This window comes from Hymenobacter segetis (assembly GCF_038448715.1).
GTDB lineage: Bacteria > Bacteroidota > Bacteroidia > Cytophagales > Hymenobacteraceae > Hymenobacter > Hymenobacter segetis.
Map to the genome: position 1 here is coordinate 25178 of NZ_JBCEVZ010000045.1, position 17130 is coordinate 42307.

A 17130-nucleotide genomic window follows, 5' to 3' on the forward strand; every position below is an offset into this window, starting at 1 on the left:
CCGGCGTATCTTACCATACGCATGGCAAATACTCCCTTCTTCTGGTTGGCTTTCACGGTTTTCGTGGTGGGCCTGCTGCTGCTCGACCTGCTGGTTTTCAACCGGCAGGCGCACGAGATACGCCTGCGCGAAGCCCTGGGCTGGAGTGCGTTCTGGGTGGGCCTGTCGCTGTGCTTCAATGGGCTGGTATACCGCACCATGGGCCACCACGCGGGCGTGCAATGGCTCACGGGCTACCTGGTCGAGAAGGCATTGAGCGTTGACAACCTCTTCGTTTTCCTGCTCATTTTCAACTATTTCAAGGTGCCAGCGCAGTACCAGCACCGTATTTTGTTTTGGGGCGTGCTGGGGGCGTTGCTGCTGCGGGCCATTTTCATTCTGGTGGGCGGGGCGTTGCTGGCCCGGTTCCACTTCCTGATTTACCCGCTCGGCGTGTTCCTCGTGTACACGGGCATTCGGATGGGCCTGAGCAACGCCGACCCCGAAATCGACCCCGAAAACAACCCGGTGGTGCGCTTCCTGAGCCGCCACCTGCCCATTACCCGGCAGCTGGAGGAAGGCAAATTCTTTGTCCGAAAAGACGGGGTGCATTTCGCCACGCCCCTTTTCGTGGTGCTGGTGATGGTGGAAACCACCGACGTGGTTTTTGCAGTCGACTCCATCCCGGCCATTCTGGCCATCACGCGCGACACGTTTATCGTATTCACCTCCAATGTATTTGCCTTGTTGGGGCTGCGGGCCATGTATTTTGCCCTGGCCAGCATGATGCGCCTGTTTCATCATCTGCATTATGGCCTGTCGCTGATTCTGGTGTTCATCGGGGCCAAGATTTTGCTGGAAAACATGGTGCCCATTCCCATGCCGGTAGCGCTGGGCGTGGTGGGCACGCTGCTGGTGCTGAGTGTGGTGGCTTCGTTGCTGTGGCCCAAGAAAAGCACATAAGGTCGATAGGCTCCCATAAAAAAAAGGGCTGACCCATGCAGGCCAACCCTTTTTTTTTGGAGGATAAACTTCGCTTACTTCGGTGCTTTGGCCGGTTCGGTATCGGGCACGTTGGTGTTAACGCCGGCGTCGGGGGCGGCACCGGTGTTCAGCAGGTCAATCAGGTTGAGGGGCTCAAACTGGCTCGAATCGGCCTGCACGGTGGCGCGGGTGGTGTCAGGGCGAGCGGCGAAGGCCATGTATTGGCGGGCCGGGCCGCCGAGGTGCAGCGAGTAGGGCAGGTTTTCGCGGTCGTTGCTGGTGATGAGGCCGCGCGTGGCCATGATGTCGGCAATGAGGCGGAAGAAGTAGCGGGTACTGCGGCGCAGGTCGCCGTAGGCATCGAAGGAATAGCGGGCGTACTTGGGCTTGGGGATGATGCTGGCCAGGTACAGGCTCTCGGGCAGGTTGAGCTCGTCGGGGCGCTTGCCGTAGTAGAACAGGGCGGCGTCCTTCACGCCGTACACACCGCGCTTGCCGCTGGGCCAGCGGTACTTGCTGGGGCCCCACTCGATGATGTTGAGGTACACCTCGAACATCCGCTGCTTGCTGGCGAGGTGAGTATTTTCGAGCAGCCATACAATGAGGGCTTCCTCGGCCTTGCGGCCCACGGTTTTCTGGCGGCTCAAAAACACGTTTTTCACCAGCTGCATCGAAATGGTGCTGCCGCCCCGGGCAAAGCGTCGCTCCTTGATGTTCTGGATGGCCGACTTCACAAACGCCTGCTCCATGAAGCCGTGGTGCGAGAAAAAGCGCGGGTCCTCGGCCGTAGTGATGGCGTGGATGAGGTAGGGCGATACGTTGTTATAGGGCACAAAATCCGGGTTGGGCGGGCCCACGGCGAAGGTGCGCAGTGAGTCGCCTTTGTCGTTGTAGGCAGTGTACTGAAATGCCGTATTCAGCTTGTTGAGGTCCTCTTCGCCAAAACCCGTGATGTGGAAATTTTTGCCCCGCAGGCCCGAATCAAACTTAAGGCTATCCACACGAGCCATGTCGAGGCTGGCGTTGAGGTGGTAGGTGAGCGTGCCGGTGCCGGTGGTGCCGCGCACCTCGTCGAAGATGCCGGTGGGCAGCGAAGAGAAGAAGTCGTTGGCCTGGGTTTCGGCCGATTTCACGCGGATGCTCACGGCGCGGCTGGGCTTCATCCGCACGCTGATTTCGGGGTAGAGTACCAGTTTGTTCACCGTAATCTGGCTGCCTTTTTCCAGCGCCACGGTGCCGCGGCCCAGCGTGGCCACAAAATCGAGCGAGCCGCGCTTCACCTCAATCTCATTTGAGGCCAGCTTGGGATGGTAGAGGCTGAAGCCCCGCGCCGCCAGCGAGCCGCGCACCGTGAGGCGGCCGCCGGTGTCATCATTGTCAAAATCCTTGCTATCGAGCCGCACCAGCACGGTGTCAAAACTCACCAGCGCACCGAAACGACGGGGCACGTAGGGCAGCTGCACCGAGCCACCCACCCCAAACACCCGCGCCGTGAGGGCGTAGTCGCTGGGCTCGATATGGCCGCTGATGCCCAGCTCGTTCGACACCGAATCAATGGTGGCCGTGAGACGGCCCGAGATGTCGCCGTCCTGAATCTTGAGCTGCGGCAGCGTCAGCAGCGCCGTGTGGCGCGGGCCGGCGTAGCTCACGTAGAAATTCGTGAAATTGGCCTCGCCGGGCACGTTGTCGAAGGCGGTTTCGAGGGCGCGGTTTAGTAGCAGGCCGTAGTTGGTGCCCTTGGTGGTGTCCTGGGGCACGGTACTGGCCTTCTGCTTTTTGGCCAGGAAGCCGAAATTGTCAGAAGTAGCCGTTTTGCGGGCCGTGAGGCGGGCCGTCATGATTTCGAGCCCACTGAATACCGGCCGGCCGGCAAACAAGGAGCGCACGCTCAGACTGGCCTGCAGGCGCTTGGCCGTGAGCAGCGTATCCGTCGGCGCGGCGCTGGGCACCAGGCTCATGCCTTGGATTTCAACGGTTTTGAAGCCCGCGAACTTGGCCGGCCCCAGCGTGAGAATCACCGGGTACTTGCGCTCAATTTTGGCCTTCACTTCTTTCAAAGCATAGTCCAGCAGCTGCTGGCGCTTCCACTGAAACACGGCAAAAGCCAGCAGCAGCACCGCCGCTAAGCTGCTGGCAATGCCAATAAGAAGACGTTTGGTGGAGGGGGAAATGCGCACGGAAATCAATGAGGTGGTTGGCCTGGCCAGTGCCAAAGGTAAGAACAACGAAAGTAGGCGGAATACGCAAGCCGACCGGGGAACGGTCACAACTCCCCTCCTTACCAAGGAGGGGATGTTTTCGCGCCAGCGAAAACGGGGGTGGTTGTGGGCGTTGGGGCTAACATTGGGGGGCGTTGAACGAAGGGCCGGAAGGCTAAATGCTTGTTGGACGGCCACCGTTCAACGCTACAACCACCCCAGCTGCCGCTTCGCGGCCGCGTCCCCTCCTTGGTAAGGAGGGGAGTTTTTTTCGTGCTATCCCGCTCATTCGGCCCGTACTTTTGCCCTATGCCCAGCCCCCTCCTCGCCCTCTCGCCCCTCGATGGGCGCTACGCCCGTGCCACCGCCCCCCTGGCCTCGCGCTTCTCCGAAATGGCCCTGATACGCTACCGCGTGCTGGTCGAAGTCGAATATTTCATTGCCCTGGCCGAACTGCCGTTGCCCCAGCTCGCGGGTGTTTCGATGGAAGCTTTCGCACCGTTGCGCGGCCTCTACGAAAACTTCACCGAAGCCAACGCCGAGGCCATCAAAGCCCACGAAGCGGTGACGAACCACGACGTGAAAGCCGTGGAATACTGGCTGCGCGAAGAGTTCACGAAGCTCGGTCTGGGCGATTTCATTGAGTTCATCCACTTCGGCCTCACCTCGCAGGATATTAACAACACGGCCATCCCGCTCAGCTTGCGTGATGCGCTGATGGGCGTGCTGCTGCCGGCCTACGCGCAGGTACGCAACGCTCTGGCGGCCCGCGCCCAGGAATGGCACGCCGTGCCCATGCTGGCCCGCACCCATGGGCAGCCAGCCTCGCCCACGCGGCTGGGCAAGGAGATTGAGGTGTTTGTGGCCCGGCTCGATGCCCAGGTGGCGCTGCTGGCCCAGGTGCCGTTTGGGGCGAAGTTTGGCGGCGCTACCGGCAACTTCAATGCCCACTACGTGGCCTACCCCGGCACCGACTGGCACGCCTTCGCCGCCACCTTCGTGAACGACCGGCTGGGACTGCACCGCTCCTTCCCCACCACCCAGATAGAGCACTACGACCACTTGGCCGCGCATTGCGATGCACTCAAGCGCCTCAACACCATCCTGCTCGACCTGGCCCGCGACGTGTGGCAATACATCTCGCTCGGCTACTTCAAGCAAACTATTAAGGCGGGCGAGGTGGGCTCCTCGGCCATGCCGCACAAGGTGAACCCCATCGACTTCGAGAACGCCGAGGGCAACTTCGGCGTGGCCAATGCCCTGCTGGAGCACTTCGCCGCCAAGCTGCCCATCTCCCGCCTCCAGCGCGACCTCACCGACTCCACGGTGCTGCGCAACCTGGGCGTGCCGCTCGGCCACATCCTCATCGCGCTGGGGGCCTTGCAGCGCGGCCTGGGCAAGCTGGCGCTGGATGAATCGGCGTTGCACCGCGACCTGGAAGCCAACTGGGCCGTGGTGGCCGAAGGCATCCAGACCATATTAAGAAGAGAAGCCTACCCCGACCCCTACAACGCCCTCAAAGCCCTCACCCGCACCGGCGAGGCCATTTCGGCCGCCAGCATCGGCGCGTTTATCGATGGGCTGGACGTGAGTGAGGACGTGAAGGCGGAGCTGCGCGGCATCACGCCGCATAGCTACGTGGGGCGATAGGCTAAAAAGCATTTTTCATTCTTCTCATTCCCGAGGCTTATGCTGCGAACTTTATGCGTGTTTTTGCTGCTATGTGGCCTAGTTGCCACTGGTCAGGCCCAGTCTTGGCAATGGGCTAGCGGTGCCGTCCCTGGTTTCGGAAATGCTACGATTGCGGCTACGGCCGTCGACGCGACGGGGGGAGTTGTTGTGGCTGGCACTTTCGAGGGGCAGTTGGTTTTAGGCAACTTCACGCTGACGAGCGCCGGCTCGTACGACCTCTTTGTGGGCCGATTAAACGCTGCTGGCCAATGGACGCAGGCAGCGCGCGCGGGCGGCCTTACGTTCGACGATGCCACCGGCATTGCGCTCGGCCCCGACGGCAGTGTGACCGTTACCGGCACTTTCACCAGCCCGACGGTTGCCTTTGGCACCACCATCCTCACCAATAGCAGCATGGCCGCCAGCAGCAGCTTGCTGCTGCGCGACCTTTTCGTGGCCCGGCTAAGCCCAGCGGGCCAGTGGGTGATGGCCGTTCAGGCTGTTGGGGTACATGGCGATTATGCAGTGGCAGTGGCTTTGGATGCCAACGGCGATGCCGTGGTAGCCGGCGAGTTTTACGGTGCTACGCTGGCCTTTGGCCCGTTCACGCTCTCCAATTTCCGGGCCCCAGTGGGCGACTTTGATTTTCCATTTCAGGTTTTTGTGGCCCGGGTAAATTCCAACGGTCAGTGGACCCAGGCGGTGAAAGCGGGCAGCAGCACGGGTACTACCCGCGCGCGGGCCATGACGCTTGATGCCACGGGCACGGCCACGATAGGCGGGTTTTTCACCGGTCCAGCGGTGGCTTTTGGGTCGCTGCCGCCTATCATCAACGCGGGCAGCAACGACGGTTTTGTAGCGCGGCTGAATCGGGCCGGCCAGTGGACCTACGCCGCGCAAATAGGCGGAACCAACGACGACTACGTGCTGTCGCTGGCCACCAACGACGTGGGCGATGTAGCAGTGGGAGGGTACTACTACAGCACGGCAATGAGCGTGGGAACCCAATCCCTCACCAACAGCAGCAGCGGCTTTTCCAATGGTTTTGTGCTGCGGTTGAGCCAAGCCAATGCCTGGACCCAGGCCGCTGCTGTGGCTGGCCCTGCTTCGAAGCGCGTCACCGGCGTCGCGCTGGATACCGATGGTACTGCAGTAGCTGTCGGCTTCTTTATTGGTGCCAATGCGGTTTTCGGCACCAACCCGCCCCTTGTTGGCAATACCACGATTGTCGCTTCGCCTGCCGACTTATTCATCGCTCGCCTTACGCCCGGCATTGGTTGGACGCAAGTAGCGGGCGCGCCAAGCCCGTATTCCGACTTCCCTAATGCAGTAGCACTCGACCGCAATGGCGGTGCCATCGTAGCAGGGCAGTACGCCGGCTCAGCACCCGCATTCGGGTCGATGCCGGCTTTACCGGCAGTTAGCACTACCGGTCTTGCTGGTTTTGTTGCGCGTTGGGGCACGAACACTGCAAGCGCCACTACCCGTTCGTCCAGATTCCATGCCCTCACGCTGGCCCCTAACCCTGCCCGTGCTCAGGTGCATTTATTCCTGCCTGAAAGCGCTGCCTCAACCAAAGCCATACTCCTGGATAATCTGGGCCGCCCCGTGCGCGCCTATATTCTACCCGCCCACGCCACCACCGCCACCCTCGACCTCGCCGGCCTTGCCCCCGGCCTCTACGTGGTGCGTTGCGGCACGGCCTCGGGCCGGCTGGTGGTGGAGTAGCCTATAGCCAAACCTGCCCAGTAGCCGCACCGCCGGGCGCGTGCAACCCCAGCCTACCTGCCGGGGCTCTCTGGCTTGTTCCTCAACTTAATCCTTTCCCATGCCCCCCACTTCTTTCCGCACGCTTACCTGCCGGCTGCTATCGGCCCTCACCGCCCTGCTGATACTGCCCGCCGCCGCCCAAACGCCCACCTGGCAGTGGGGCCTGCAAACCACCAACCCCACCCCCCTCGATGGTACCGAAACCGTGGCCAATGCCGTGGCCACCGATGCGAGCGGGCGGGCGTACGTGGGCGGCACCCTGAGCTTCCAGAGTGTGCCGGTTGTCAATGTCAGCCGCAGCTTTGGGAATGCCGGCACTTTCGGGCCGGGCCAGGGCGGGTTTGTGGCGCAGGCTACCGCAGCCGGCAGCTGGGCTTGGTTTACGGCCGTGAAGCCCCTGGGCACCGATGGCTTCGGCGTACAGTTTGCCAAAGTCACGGCCGTGGCGGTAGCGCCCGCCGGCGACGTGTATGCAGCCGGCTATGCCAATGCGGCCACGCTGCAAGCAGGCCCCGTGAACGAGCCCCTGGGTAGCTCCGGCCGGGCCGTATTCGTGGCCCGGTTCAGCAGCGCCGGCGTGTGCCAATGGCTGCGACCGGTGGAAAGCGCCGACACCGACCCCCTGCTCGCCTTCGACCCCAGTACCGGGGGCGTGGTGCTGGCCGGCACCTACCAGAACAGTCCCAGCTTTGGCACCGTCACGCTGCCCACGGGGGCGGGGGCCCTGTTTGTGGCCCGGCTAAGCCCCACCGGGCAGTGGACGGGCGCAACCGCCACGGCAGGCACGCCCAACATCATCACCAGCTACTTCACGATGGCCGTGGGGCCGGCCGGGCAAGTGGCCCTGGCGGGTAGCCACCGGGCCGGCAGCCTCACCTTTGGCTCCACCACGCTCACCACGACTACGCCCAACGGCTTCTCGTTCTTCGTGGCCCAACTGAGCCCCGCCAACGTATGGCAGTGGGCGGCCGGGGGCAGCGGCAGCCAGCTGAACAGCCTTTACGCCGCCGCCTACACGCCCACCGGGGCACTCTGGGTGAGCGGCAGCGGCATGGACGGCACCGTGGTGGGGCCCGCCACGCTCAGCACCGGTACCCCCGCCGCTACCGACTGCCAAAGCGGATTTGTGGGCCAGCTCTCGGCCACCGGGCAATGGGGCACGGTGCAGCAGCTGGCGGCTTCCGGCAGCGCCTACTCCGTATTCACCAACCTGAAAGCCGATGCGGCGGGCAACGCCCTTGTGCTGGGGGGCCTGCGGGGCCTCGGCGCGACGGTGCAGGCCCCATTGGGTAGCCACACGCTATTCGGGCCGAGGGATGGAATTCTCTTCTTCGCGGCGCGCCTCACGGGTACGGGGCAGTGGCAATACCTCGCCGAGGTGCCCGGACTTACCTCAGCCGGACAGCTACAGCCCACGGACCTGGCCTTGGATGGCAGCGGCAACCTCTACCTGAGCGGTGCCCTGCGCGGCAGCCTGCCCGTGGGCTCCGGCACCCTGCAAGGCACCACCAACGGCAGTGCTGCTCCCCGGGGCTACGATGCCGTGCTGCTCCGCTTAACCAATGCCACGGCCTTGGCCAGCCGCGCCGCTACGGCCGCCACCCCGCTGGCCTGCTACCCCAATCCGGCGCACACCGCTGCCACCCTGCGCCTGCCCGCCACTGCCGAAGCCGCCACGGCTACTTTAGTTGATGCCCTAGGCCGCCCCGCCCGCACCTACGCTCTCCCAACTCACGCTCTCACCGCCACCCTCGACCTCACCGGCATTGCCCCCGGCCTCTACGGGGTGCGCTGCGGCACGGCCTTGGGCCGGCTCGTGGTCGAATAAGCATTTGGCTCAGTGGGCCGGCGGCTCTGCCGGCCCACTGAGCAGCGTCTGTAGCTCCGCCAGCTCGAAGGCCAGCACGCGCTGGCGCAGGTCCAGCACGGCCAGGGCGGCTTCGTCGTCGCGCAGTTGAGCCGGCGCATCGGCCGCCCAGTAGCCCAGCACGCGGCGCTGCGGCTCATCGGCCGGCTCGGGGGCCAGCGAGGCCAGCAGGGCCGGCAGGGTTTGCAGGCGCAGGCGCACCTGCAACTGCTCCTGCTGCCGGCCCAGCCGCAACAGTTGGTGCGACACCTCACGCTGGCGCACGGCCATTAGTGCCAGCGTAGCAGCTTGCCCCGCCGCCGTGGGCCTGGCCGCTGGTTCGGGGGCGGGGCCGTCGGGCGCGGGCACGCCCAGCAGCAGGGGCACCAGGCGTAGGGTACTGGCCATCGGCAGGCTGGCCCGGCCCACCTCCTCCATGGCCACGGTTGAGCGGGGCACCTCCAGGTAGTGCGCCAGCCACTGCTGCGTGAGGCCATAATGAGCCCGCAACTGCTGGCCTGCCGACTGGTAGGCCCTCGGGCCGGTTTGGTGAGAAAAAGTACGGGGCATAGATAGCGGTAGTATTAGGGGCATTGCCCCCGGTCACAACCGGCGAGCGGGCTTTGACAAAATTCACCTCAAAAAATATTTTGTCAAAATCCCCCACACCCGGGCCTACGCCCACTTGCATGGATATCGCCCCTTAGCAGGCCCAGCACCTAACACCTTGCGCAGTTGGAAGTTTTGCACCCTATATTTGTTGAGTATGGCCCGGTGAGTGCCGGCCAATTTTTTCTTTTTTTCCCTTCCTTTTTATGATGTTTTCTTTCCGTTCCCTTCGCGCAGCCACTACCGTAATGGCCCTGGCTACCCTGGCCTCTTGCTCGAAGAAAAGTGATGATACCCCCGCCCCCGCTCCCGCTGCTACCACCGGCGTAACCTACACCGTTGATGGCGCGGCCGTAACGGCCACGACGTCGGGGGCCACCGTGGTCGGTACTCAGGTTATCGTTTCGGGTGTCAGCGGCACCGGCACGGCCAACAAGGGCGTTCTGCTGACATTGCCCAAGGCCACGGGCACCTATACCCTGTCGGCTACTTCCAACGAAGATGCCACCTACTTGGCCAGCGGCAACACCAGCGACTTCTACGAGTCCACTTCGGGTAGCATTGTAGTAAGCACTTACACGGCTTCTGCTACTGCTGGCGCTTCCAACATCGCCGGCACGTTCACCTTCACGGGCAAGAACTCCGCCGGTGCCAGCAAAACGGTTACCAACGGCACGTTCAACGTGAAATACTAGCGCAAATTTATTTTCGCCTAGCCAAGCTGCCGCTACCCATTGGGTGGCGGCAGTTTTTTTGTGGCCAGCGGCCAACGTCACCTGTTACTTTTACGGCCTCATTTGCCTGCTCTCCGCCCCGTGCCCCAGCTCTCCGATACCGTTGTTCATGCCGATTGCCGCCACTTCCGCGGCGACCTCCCCTGCCGCCCCAACAAAACCCACGGCTACGTCTGCGCGGGCTGCCCCGTGTACGCGCCCGTCACCAGCCGGATTCTGATTATCAAGCTCGGGGCCATCGGCGACGTCATTCGGACCACGCCGCTGCTGCGGCGGCTGCGCCAGGAGCGGCCGGGCTGCTACATCACTTGGCTCACGCTCACGCCCGCCATCCTGCCCCAGAGTGAGATTGAGGAAATCCTAAAGCTGGACTACGCCAGCGCCCTCCAGCTCCAGGCCCGCGAGTTCGATGTCGTCATCAACCTCGACAAGGAAAAGGAAGCCTGCGCCCTGCTCAACAACATCACCGCCAAAGAGAAGTACGGCTACGCCCTGCGCCCCTACGACGGCGTGCCCTGGCCCGTGAACCAGCTGGCCGAGCACAAATACCTCACCGGCGTGTTCGACCAGGTCAGCCAGGCCAACACCAAGCCCTACGTGCAGGAAATCTTCGAGCTCTGCGGCTTCGATTTCCGGGGCGAAGAATACGTCTTCGACACCCACGACGACAAAGGCTACGACTGGAGCGCCCTGCCCACCACCCGCCCCCGCATCGGCCTCAACACCGGCTGCGGCGACCGCTGGACCACCCGCCTCTGGAGCACCGCCAAGTGGATTGAGCTGATAACGGGCCTGCAAGCCACCGGCTACACCCCGGTGCTGCTCGGTGGCGAAGCCGAAGACGCCCGCAACCGAGAGCTGCACGCCGCCACCGGCGCGGCCTACCTCGGCACCTTCCCCCTCCCGCAGTTCATCAACCTGATGAACCAGATGGACGGCATCGTGACGCAGGTCACCATGGGCATGCACATCAGCATCGCCCTGCGCAAGCCCACTATCCTGATGAACAACATCTTCAACCCCCACGAATTCGACCTCTACGGCCGCGGTCAAATCGTGCAGCCCAACAAGGACTGCGTGTGCTTCTACCGGGGAAGCTGCCAGCTGGGCACAAGTTGCATGGAGGATTTGCCGGCCGCGAAAGTCCTCCAGGCCGTGCGCGAAAGCGTGCCGCTCGCACAGCCGATAGCCTAGCCTTTCTTGCGTGATGCCGTCCGAACGGCCTGCAGCCTGGCAGCATAATCGGCCGGGGACGTGGCGGCAATTAGCTCCGTCAGCGCGCCCAGCGGCAATTCTTCCATCTTGCTAAAATTCACGCAGCCTTTGCCCATCTTCAGCTTGGGCGCGGCTGCCGCCAGCTGCTCCTGCAGTTCGGGCATCAGGTACATCGGCACCAGATGCAGGCTCAGGTAGCTTTTCTGATTGGCCAGCCCAACATACATATCCTTCCCCGCCCGAAACTCCAGGTATTTCGGGCCAATGTGCTCGGTGTAGCCCGCCGGCACGGCCTGGCGTACCAGTTGCCACGTCTGCCGCGCCAACAGCTGCCGCTCGGCGGGCAATGCGGCAATAAAATCATCGAAGGCCATTTCGGTTGTCGTGCTCATTCGTGAGGGTCAATGAAGTTGGGCCGCAAATTACTCGTCCGTAAGACTACCGTGGCTTCACCTGCGCCACTTCTTTCAGCGCCGCCACCATCACCGGCCACGAAAACTGCTTTTTCTCCTCCCGCACACCGGCGGCAAAAGCATCTTCCCGCTTCTCGGCATAAAAATCCACCACCGCATCGGCAATGGCGGCGGGCGTGGGCGGCACCACGTAGCCCACCACGCCATCGGGAATCAGCTCAGCCAGCCCGCCCACATCGGTCACCAGCATAGGCCGCTCGAAGTGATACGCTATTTGCGACACCCCACTTTGCGTGGCATTTTTATAAGGCTGCACAATTAAATCAGCGGCGCAGAAATAGTCCACTACTTTTTCATTTGGAATAAAATCCGTCGCCCGAATAATCCGGTCTTCTAATTCATATCGCCGAATTAATTCCTCATACGGCGCGGCATCCTCATAATATTCACCCGCAATAATTAATTTAATCGGTAATGCTGCCAGCCGTTTATCAGCCATAGCTTCCAGCATAATATCCAGCCCTTTATAAGCCCGAATAAACCCAAAAAACAACAAATATCCCGTCGTAGCCGGCAGCTCCAGCGCCGCCAAAGCAGCGGTTTTCGATTTCAGCGGGCCGAAATTATCGTACAGCGGGTGCGGCCGGTACAGCGCCGGTTTCTGCCCAAAACCCAGGGCCTGCAAATCCTTAAGCACGCTGCGGCTCATGGTCACAAACCCATCGCAAGCACTCAGAAAATAGCGCGTCAGCGGCCCATCGCCCGGCCGCTTTTCGTGCGGAATCACGTTATCGGTAATGGCCACCACGCGGGTGTGCCCATTGCCGCGCACCAGCCGCGCCACCGTGCCCAGCGCAGGCCCCATAAACGGCAGCCAGAATCGGAAAATCACCAAATCCGGCCGCTCCGCCCGCAATTTTCGCCCCACCCGCCACCACGACAGCGGATTAACCGAGTTCAAACTTACCTCAATAGCCAAATCCGCCGGCCCCGCCTCAGTGCTAAACTGCGTTTGCCCCGGAAACAAAAAATCCGGGTATTGCAACGAAAATGTCACAATCCGCACCTCATCCCCGGCTTCTTTAAATGCCCGTGCCAGCCGCTCGTTATACGTCGCCAGCCCACCGCGCAATGGGTACGCCGGCCCAATAATTACAACTTTCATAAGCAGTGCGTCATCCTGAATAGAGCGAAGGACCTTATCACGTTAGAAATATTTATTCCGATGTAATAAGGCCCTTCACTATATTCAGGATGACCTGATTTATATTAATTAATTCAACCTTTCCCGAACCAAATAATCGTCACGTTTCGGCCCGTTCAGCTGAATCATTTCGCCCAAGAATCCAGCCACAAACAGCAGCACACCCACAATTACCGCCGTCAAAGCCAGAAAAAACAACGGTTGCTCCGTCACTTGTCGCGCCTTCAGATTATGTAGCGAAAGCCATACTTTCTCGCCCGTCAGCCACAGCGTAATTAGCAAGCCGAGCAAGAAAGACAACGTGCCCAAGGTCCCGAAAAAGTGCATCGGAGCCCGCCGGAATCGCCCCACGAATGTGATACTCAGCAAGTCTAGAAACCCAAAAATGAAGCGCTCCAGCCCAAATTTGGTCACGCCGTATTTGCGTTCCTGGTGCTGCACTACCTTCTCCCCAATCTTGCGAAACCCGTTCCATTTCGCAATTACCGGGATATAGCGGTGCATCTCACCGTACACCTCAATGCTCTTCACCACCCGCGAGTCGTACGATTTCAGCCCGCAGTTAAAGTCGTGCAGCTGAATGCCCGACATGGCCCGCGTCGCGCCATTAAATAGCTTGGTCGGAATCGTTTTCGACAACGGGTCAAACCGCTTCTGTTTCCAGCCGCTCACCAGGTCGAATTTGTCCTCCGTAATCATGCGGTACAGCTCCGGCAATTCCTCCGGCGAGTCCTGCAAGTCGGCATCCATAGTGCACACCACCCGGCCACGCGTGGCCTCAAAGCCCACATTCAGCGCCGCCGATTTGCCATAGTTGCGGTTGAAGCGAATGCCCCGCAACGTGGCATCATCCGCCGCCAGCGCCTCAATCACGGCCCAGGAATCATCCGTCGAGCCGTCATCAATCAGGATTACCTCGTAGGTCAGCCCGCGTGCCACCAGCACCCGCGCAATCCAGCGCGTGAGCTCCGGCAACGATTCTGCTTCGTTCAGCAGCGGAATCACGATGGAAATTTCCACCGGAAAAGATGCATTCGACTTATTCAAATTCAGGCTTGGAATGTTTCGTAAATGCCGATACGATGAGCGCAATCAGCAGTCCGCCCAGCACCGAGCCCACCACGCCAAAAAGCACCATCCAGCCCGTTGTGCTGAATTTTTGCATCATTGCAACGCCCTGGTCAATCTGCTCATCGGTCATGCCGCCCTTGGCTTCCATGTTGGCGCGGGCCGTGTCGGCCATCCGGCTCATGTATTCCGGGTCAATAAATTTCATGTACACGACACTGAATGCCGTCGAAATAACACCCGAAACGCCGCTCATAAATGCGCCGATTCCGAGCCCCTCCGAGTAATTCATGAAACCGCCATTGCCCTGTTTATACGTCTTGTGCGCCATCACCATGGCGCCAATCAGAATAACCAGCCCCAGCCACCGTGCCGGCGACTGGTCGGCATGGGTAACGAAGAGGATAAATGAAAAAATGACGCTTAACAGTCCCGTCAGCAGGCCGTAGCGTAAAGCGACCGATGTGGTCGTAACCGGAGTAGCATTTGTTTCCATTGGAATTTGAGGTAAAGTGAACCGAAAGGTAACCGGAATAATTATTCCCGCAGAAAAATCCCAGCTGGTATTGCCAGCACGAGGCCCAACAAAAGCACCTGCGTAAAATTACTCATGACCATATCGCCTACATTCAGGTTGGCCACGTTGCGCACCTGCTGTTCCTGTGCCTGTGCGCTCAACTGCGCTTTAGGATTTTCGCGCTGCTGAGCGCGCACTATTTCCAGCACCTCAGCCCGGTGCCGGGCCAGCGCCGGCTCACCGGCCGCGTGTGCCAGCCCAACCAGACTACTCGCCGAAATAAGCGCCGCAATTAATACCGTGAGCGTACCCACGCCCAGCGAACGGCCCAGTCCGGGCCGGTGCGGCTGTAGTTGTCGCCGCAGCACCCATTCACTCGCCACGGCCGCCAACGGGACCAGCAATTGCGCCAACAGTTGCTTCGGTCCGAAACCATTGCTCCCCGTCATCTGTAAGCCCACCATCCACAAAGCACAGGCCAGGCCTACCCCCACGCCAAACCGCACTGCTAGCCGGAGCACTAGGCCCGCTGCCTCGCCGGGCTCGGTCATATTTGGGTTTTTAGAAGCATCAGCCATAAATCGCGCAGCAAATTAAAGTGGCAAGATACGGCCCGCAGCCCCATTGCGTGGGTTTCACAACTCATCAAGCCGAAACTGCTACCTGCTTTGCGCCTGTTCTTCGTTTGCCAAATCGCACCAGCAAAGCCTCAACTAGCAGCGCTAGCAGCGCCAGTGCCAGAAAGTACCGCCACAGCGGCGTCCCTGTCTGCTCATCTCGAAATTTCGCCAAGCCCGCGCCCGCATCTCCAGCCTCAACCACACGCACGTTGGGGCGGTTCGGACCCACCAATTGCCGCAATTCATCCGCCGAATACGCTGCTAACTCCGATTCGCGCTTATCCTGGTTAAACGCCAGCGTAGTCAGCACCTTGCCTTGTCTTTGCACCTGGTAAAACCCCGCCGCATCCATGCCTTGCGGCAATTCCAACCGCATTTCCTGTCCCACCACCCGCTGCCCCGGAATCAGGGTCAGGCTATCCTTCACCAATTTCAAATTCGCCGCGTCTGCTGGCCCATCCACACCGCCAGCCCCTACCGGCAATTGCAAATTCACCGCCTCCTGTGTCAACTTATAGGCCGGCAATTGTTCATTCTTATAGCTCAGCATAGCCATCCGGTACATCACCGGAACAAACAGCGCCTGCGCCGTAAAATCCGAATACTCCTTCGCAAAAGGTGCCGAAAACACATACACCTGCCCCGCCCCGCTCGCAAAACTTGCCAAATAACTCTCCCCGTCCTTCAGCCGCAAAATATCCGTTCCCGTTCGCGACCAACGCAACACCGGTGCCACCCGCGGCATCGTCACCGCCCGCGATTGTGCCCCAAATACATCCCGAAAAAACGGCTCCCGCGCACTGGGCATGGCAACTTCGCGCAGTTCCGGCGTTCCCGCAATCTCCTCCCATTGTACCGCTCCCAATCCTAGCTCTCGAAACAACTGCTGATAAGAGGCCCGGGCTGCTGGGGCCGCCGTCGGAATCACGACCACGCTACCACCACGCTTCACCGTGGCCCGCAATCCATCCCTCAAACCAGCATCCAGCACATTCACTTCATTCAGCAATACCACATTTGCCTGCCGCATTGCCGCATAATCAATATTCTGCACCTTCGAAAAGGCATAAGTAAACAGCGGCTCGTTGGCATAAACCTGTCGTGCTACCGGCTCCGCCCCAATTTCTAGCACACGTATAGCCGCCGCCGGCTGTAGCGTAAAATAGAAAGTATTATCGAATGTCACCGGCGCATCCTCGGTCACCACGCGCCCCAAAGCCAGTCGCTCATCCTCAAGTTGCACCTGCACAACCGACGCTACCGCCTGTCCCGGCTCCACCGTCACCCGAAAGGCAGCTACTTGCCGTTTCTCTAAAAACACTTTCACGGGGCAATCAGTCACCGCAACACTTCCACCATTCCGCAGCCGCACATGCAATCCCACATTAGTGCGCACCCGCAAAAAAGCATCATCAACCCATATACTGTCTACATAAATATTCCCTACGGGTTGTGCCTTCAAAGGCACCAACACTATTTCTCTACCCGTTGTCAGCTTTTTCAGTGCATCAGCCGAGAATTCATTTTTCTGAAAGTCGGAAAACACATATAAAGAATTACCTCTCGCATATCCATCACCAGTTATGTATTTATCAATAGGAACGGACTTAGCAGTTGGCCGGAGTTTATCCAATTTATCACTGTAAACAGCGCCAGACAATGAGCTAGAGCCCGCATTTAACAGTCTCAACTGATTCCCAGCTTCTCCACTTAATTTTTGGGCTTCGCCTACAGCGCTGCCCATTAATGAACCATAATTCCCATCAGCAACCTGCATACTAAAAGAATTATCTACTAGTACATCAACTCCAGCAGCAGCCCTAGTCTCTTTAGCCGGAATAAATGGCTGACAAAAAACAAGCACCAAAGCCCCTACTGTCGCCACTCGGGCTAGTAGCAATAATAATTGCTGCACCTTTCGGTGCCGTGTAGCTACAAGTTCAACCTGCCTAATAACTGCTGTATTAGTAAATACAACCCTTTGCGGCCGCCGCAATTGCAACAGATGTATTACAATAGGAATTGCAACGGCAAGCATGCCTAGCAAAAACCAAGGATATAACAATTGCATTTGCTTAGGAAAAAATTACTATACTGACAAATCAGCACCCGCTAATTTAATAAATAAATAACCTAGTGCATGTTATAAATATAACAACTCAAATGAAGTTTGTTATTCTAAAAGTCAGCATGGTTGATAAAGCAAAATGCCCCTGCTGCTGGTAAAAGCGGCAGGGGCATTACTGAAAAAAGGTTGGCGGCGACCGACTCTCCCACCGGTGAAGGCAGTACCATAGGCGCA

General features: G+C 59.9%; 14 protein-coding genes. 6 read left to right on the top strand and 8 right to left on the bottom strand.

Annotation, left to right across the window (positions count from 1 at the left end; translation table 11 throughout):
- The first annotated feature begins 21 nt into the window (after positions 1-21).
- The gene (locus AAFH49_RS16135; RefSeq protein WP_342299782.1) at positions 22-942 is read left to right on the top strand and encodes a TerC family protein; all 921 of its coding nucleotides are present in this window, start codon (positions 22-24) and stop codon (positions 940-942) included.
- 74 nt (positions 943-1016) lie between these two features.
- On the opposite strand, the gene AAFH49_RS16140 is transcribed toward AAFH49_RS16135, so the two are convergent.
- On the bottom strand, positions 1017-3140 hold the full coding sequence (locus AAFH49_RS16140) for a transglycosylase domain-containing protein (protein WP_342299784.1): 2124 nt from the start codon (positions 3138-3140) through the stop codon (positions 1017-1019).
- 330 nt (positions 3141-3470) lie between these two features.
- Between AAFH49_RS16140 and purB the strand changes: the two genes are divergently transcribed.
- The 3 genes from purB to AAFH49_RS16155 all read left to right on the top strand — a co-directional run bounded on the left by purB (position 3471) and on the right by AAFH49_RS16155 (position 8430).
- A complete protein-coding gene (gene purB / locus AAFH49_RS16145) occupies positions 3471-4811 on the top strand; it encodes an adenylosuccinate lyase (protein ID WP_342299786.1) in 1341 nt (446 codons plus the stop codon).
- A 39-nt stretch (positions 4812-4850) separates the two neighbouring features.
- On the top strand, positions 4851-6560 hold the full coding sequence (locus tag AAFH49_RS16150; RefSeq protein ID WP_342299787.1) for a hypothetical protein: 1710 nt from the start codon (positions 4851-4853) through the stop codon (positions 6558-6560).
- A 100-nt stretch (positions 6561-6660) separates the two neighbouring features.
- The gene (locus AAFH49_RS16155; protein WP_342299789.1) at positions 6661-8430 is read left to right on the top strand and encodes a hypothetical protein; all 1770 of its coding nucleotides are present in this window, start codon (positions 6661-6663) and stop codon (positions 8428-8430) included.
- Between the two features lie 9 nt (positions 8431-8439).
- Here AAFH49_RS16155 and AAFH49_RS16160 read toward each other — a convergent pair whose 3' ends face one another.
- Positions 8440-9018, bottom strand: a complete 579-nt coding sequence (locus AAFH49_RS16160) for a hypothetical protein (RefSeq protein WP_342299790.1) — start codon at positions 9016-9018, stop codon at positions 8440-8442.
- Positions 9019-9263: 245 nt separating this feature from the next.
- Between AAFH49_RS16160 and AAFH49_RS16165 the strand changes: the two genes are divergently transcribed.
- Together AAFH49_RS16165 and AAFH49_RS16170 are read left to right on the top strand one after the other, a co-directional pair.
- A complete protein-coding gene (locus AAFH49_RS16165; RefSeq protein ID WP_342299792.1) occupies positions 9264-9752 on the top strand; it encodes a DUF6252 domain-containing protein in 489 nt (162 codons plus the stop codon).
- A gap of 102 nt (positions 9753-9854) precedes the next feature.
- On the top strand, positions 9855-10985 hold the full coding sequence (locus AAFH49_RS16170) for a glycosyltransferase family 9 protein (protein ID WP_342299793.1): 1131 nt from the start codon (positions 9855-9857) through the stop codon (positions 10983-10985).
- Here AAFH49_RS16170 and AAFH49_RS16175 read toward each other — a convergent pair.
- From AAFH49_RS16175 to AAFH49_RS16200, 6 genes are all read right to left on the bottom strand, one after another.
- A complete protein-coding gene (locus AAFH49_RS16175; RefSeq protein WP_342299795.1) occupies positions 10982-11398 on the bottom strand; it encodes a DUF1801 domain-containing protein in 417 nt (138 codons plus the stop codon). The two genes, AAFH49_RS16170 and AAFH49_RS16175, sit on opposite strands and share 4 nt — an antisense overlap.
- 46 nt (positions 11399-11444) lie before the next feature.
- On the bottom strand, positions 11445-12584 hold the full coding sequence (locus AAFH49_RS16180) for a glycosyltransferase (RefSeq protein ID WP_342299796.1): 1140 nt from the start codon (positions 12582-12584) through the stop codon (positions 11445-11447).
- Positions 12585-12692: 108 nt separating this feature from the next.
- The gene (locus AAFH49_RS16185; protein WP_342299798.1) at positions 12693-13643 is read right to left on the bottom strand and encodes a glycosyltransferase family 2 protein; all 951 of its coding nucleotides are present in this window, start codon (positions 13641-13643) and stop codon (positions 12693-12695) included.
- A 19-nt stretch (positions 13644-13662) separates the two neighbouring features.
- Entirely contained in the window at positions 13663-14187 is a 525-nt protein-coding gene (locus tag AAFH49_RS16190) for a DUF4199 domain-containing protein (RefSeq protein ID WP_342299799.1), read from the bottom strand.
- 41 nt (positions 14188-14228) lie between these two features.
- Positions 14229-14786 carry a DUF4199 domain-containing protein gene (locus AAFH49_RS16195; RefSeq protein WP_342299801.1) on the bottom strand — a complete coding sequence of 186 codons (558 nt, stop codon included), beginning with the start codon at positions 14784-14786 and terminating at the stop codon, positions 14229-14231.
- 67 nt (positions 14787-14853) lie between these two features.
- On the bottom strand, positions 14854-16899 hold the full coding sequence (locus tag AAFH49_RS16200) for a BatA domain-containing protein (protein WP_342299803.1): 2046 nt from the start codon (positions 16897-16899) through the stop codon (positions 14854-14856).
- Between the last annotated feature and the right edge of the window lie 231 nt (positions 16900-17130).

Bases quoted from the DNA above. Each gene is read 5' to 3' on its own strand.
- AAFH49_RS16175 (WP_342299795.1), bottom strand. From the start codon at position 11,398: ATGAGCACGACAACCGAAATGGCCTTCGATGATTTTATTGCCGCATTG.
- AAFH49_RS16150 (WP_342299787.1), top strand. From the start codon at position 4,851: ATGCTGCGAACTTTATGCGTGTTTTTGCTGCTATGTGGCCTAGTTGCC.
- AAFH49_RS16195 (WP_342299801.1), bottom strand. From the start codon at position 14,786: ATGGCTGATGCTTCTAAAAACCCAAATATGACCGAGCCCGGCGAGGCA.
- AAFH49_RS16190 (WP_342299799.1), bottom strand. From the start codon at position 14,187: ATGGAAACAAATGCTACTCCGGTTACGACCACATCGGTCGCTTTACGC.
- AAFH49_RS16155 (WP_342299789.1), top strand. From the start codon at position 6,661: ATGCCCCCCACTTCTTTCCGCACGCTTACCTGCCGGCTGCTATCGGCC.
- AAFH49_RS16180 (WP_342299796.1), bottom strand. From the start codon at position 12,584: ATGAAAGTTGTAATTATTGGGCCGGCGTACCCATTGCGCGGTGGGCTG.
- AAFH49_RS16200 (WP_342299803.1), bottom strand. From the start codon at position 16,899: ATGCAATTGTTATATCCTTGGTTTTTGCTAGGCATGCTTGCCGTTGCA.
- purB (WP_342299786.1), top strand. From the start codon at position 3,471: ATGCCCAGCCCCCTCCTCGCCCTCTCGCCCCTCGATGGGCGCTACGCC.
- AAFH49_RS16160 (WP_342299790.1), bottom strand. From the start codon at position 9,018: ATGCCCCGTACTTTTTCTCACCAAACCGGCCCGAGGGCCTACCAGTCG.
- AAFH49_RS16165 (WP_342299792.1), top strand. From the start codon at position 9,264: ATGATGTTTTCTTTCCGTTCCCTTCGCGCAGCCACTACCGTAATGGCC.
- AAFH49_RS16135 (WP_342299782.1), top strand. From the start codon at position 22: ATGGCAAATACTCCCTTCTTCTGGTTGGCTTTCACGGTTTTCGTGGTG.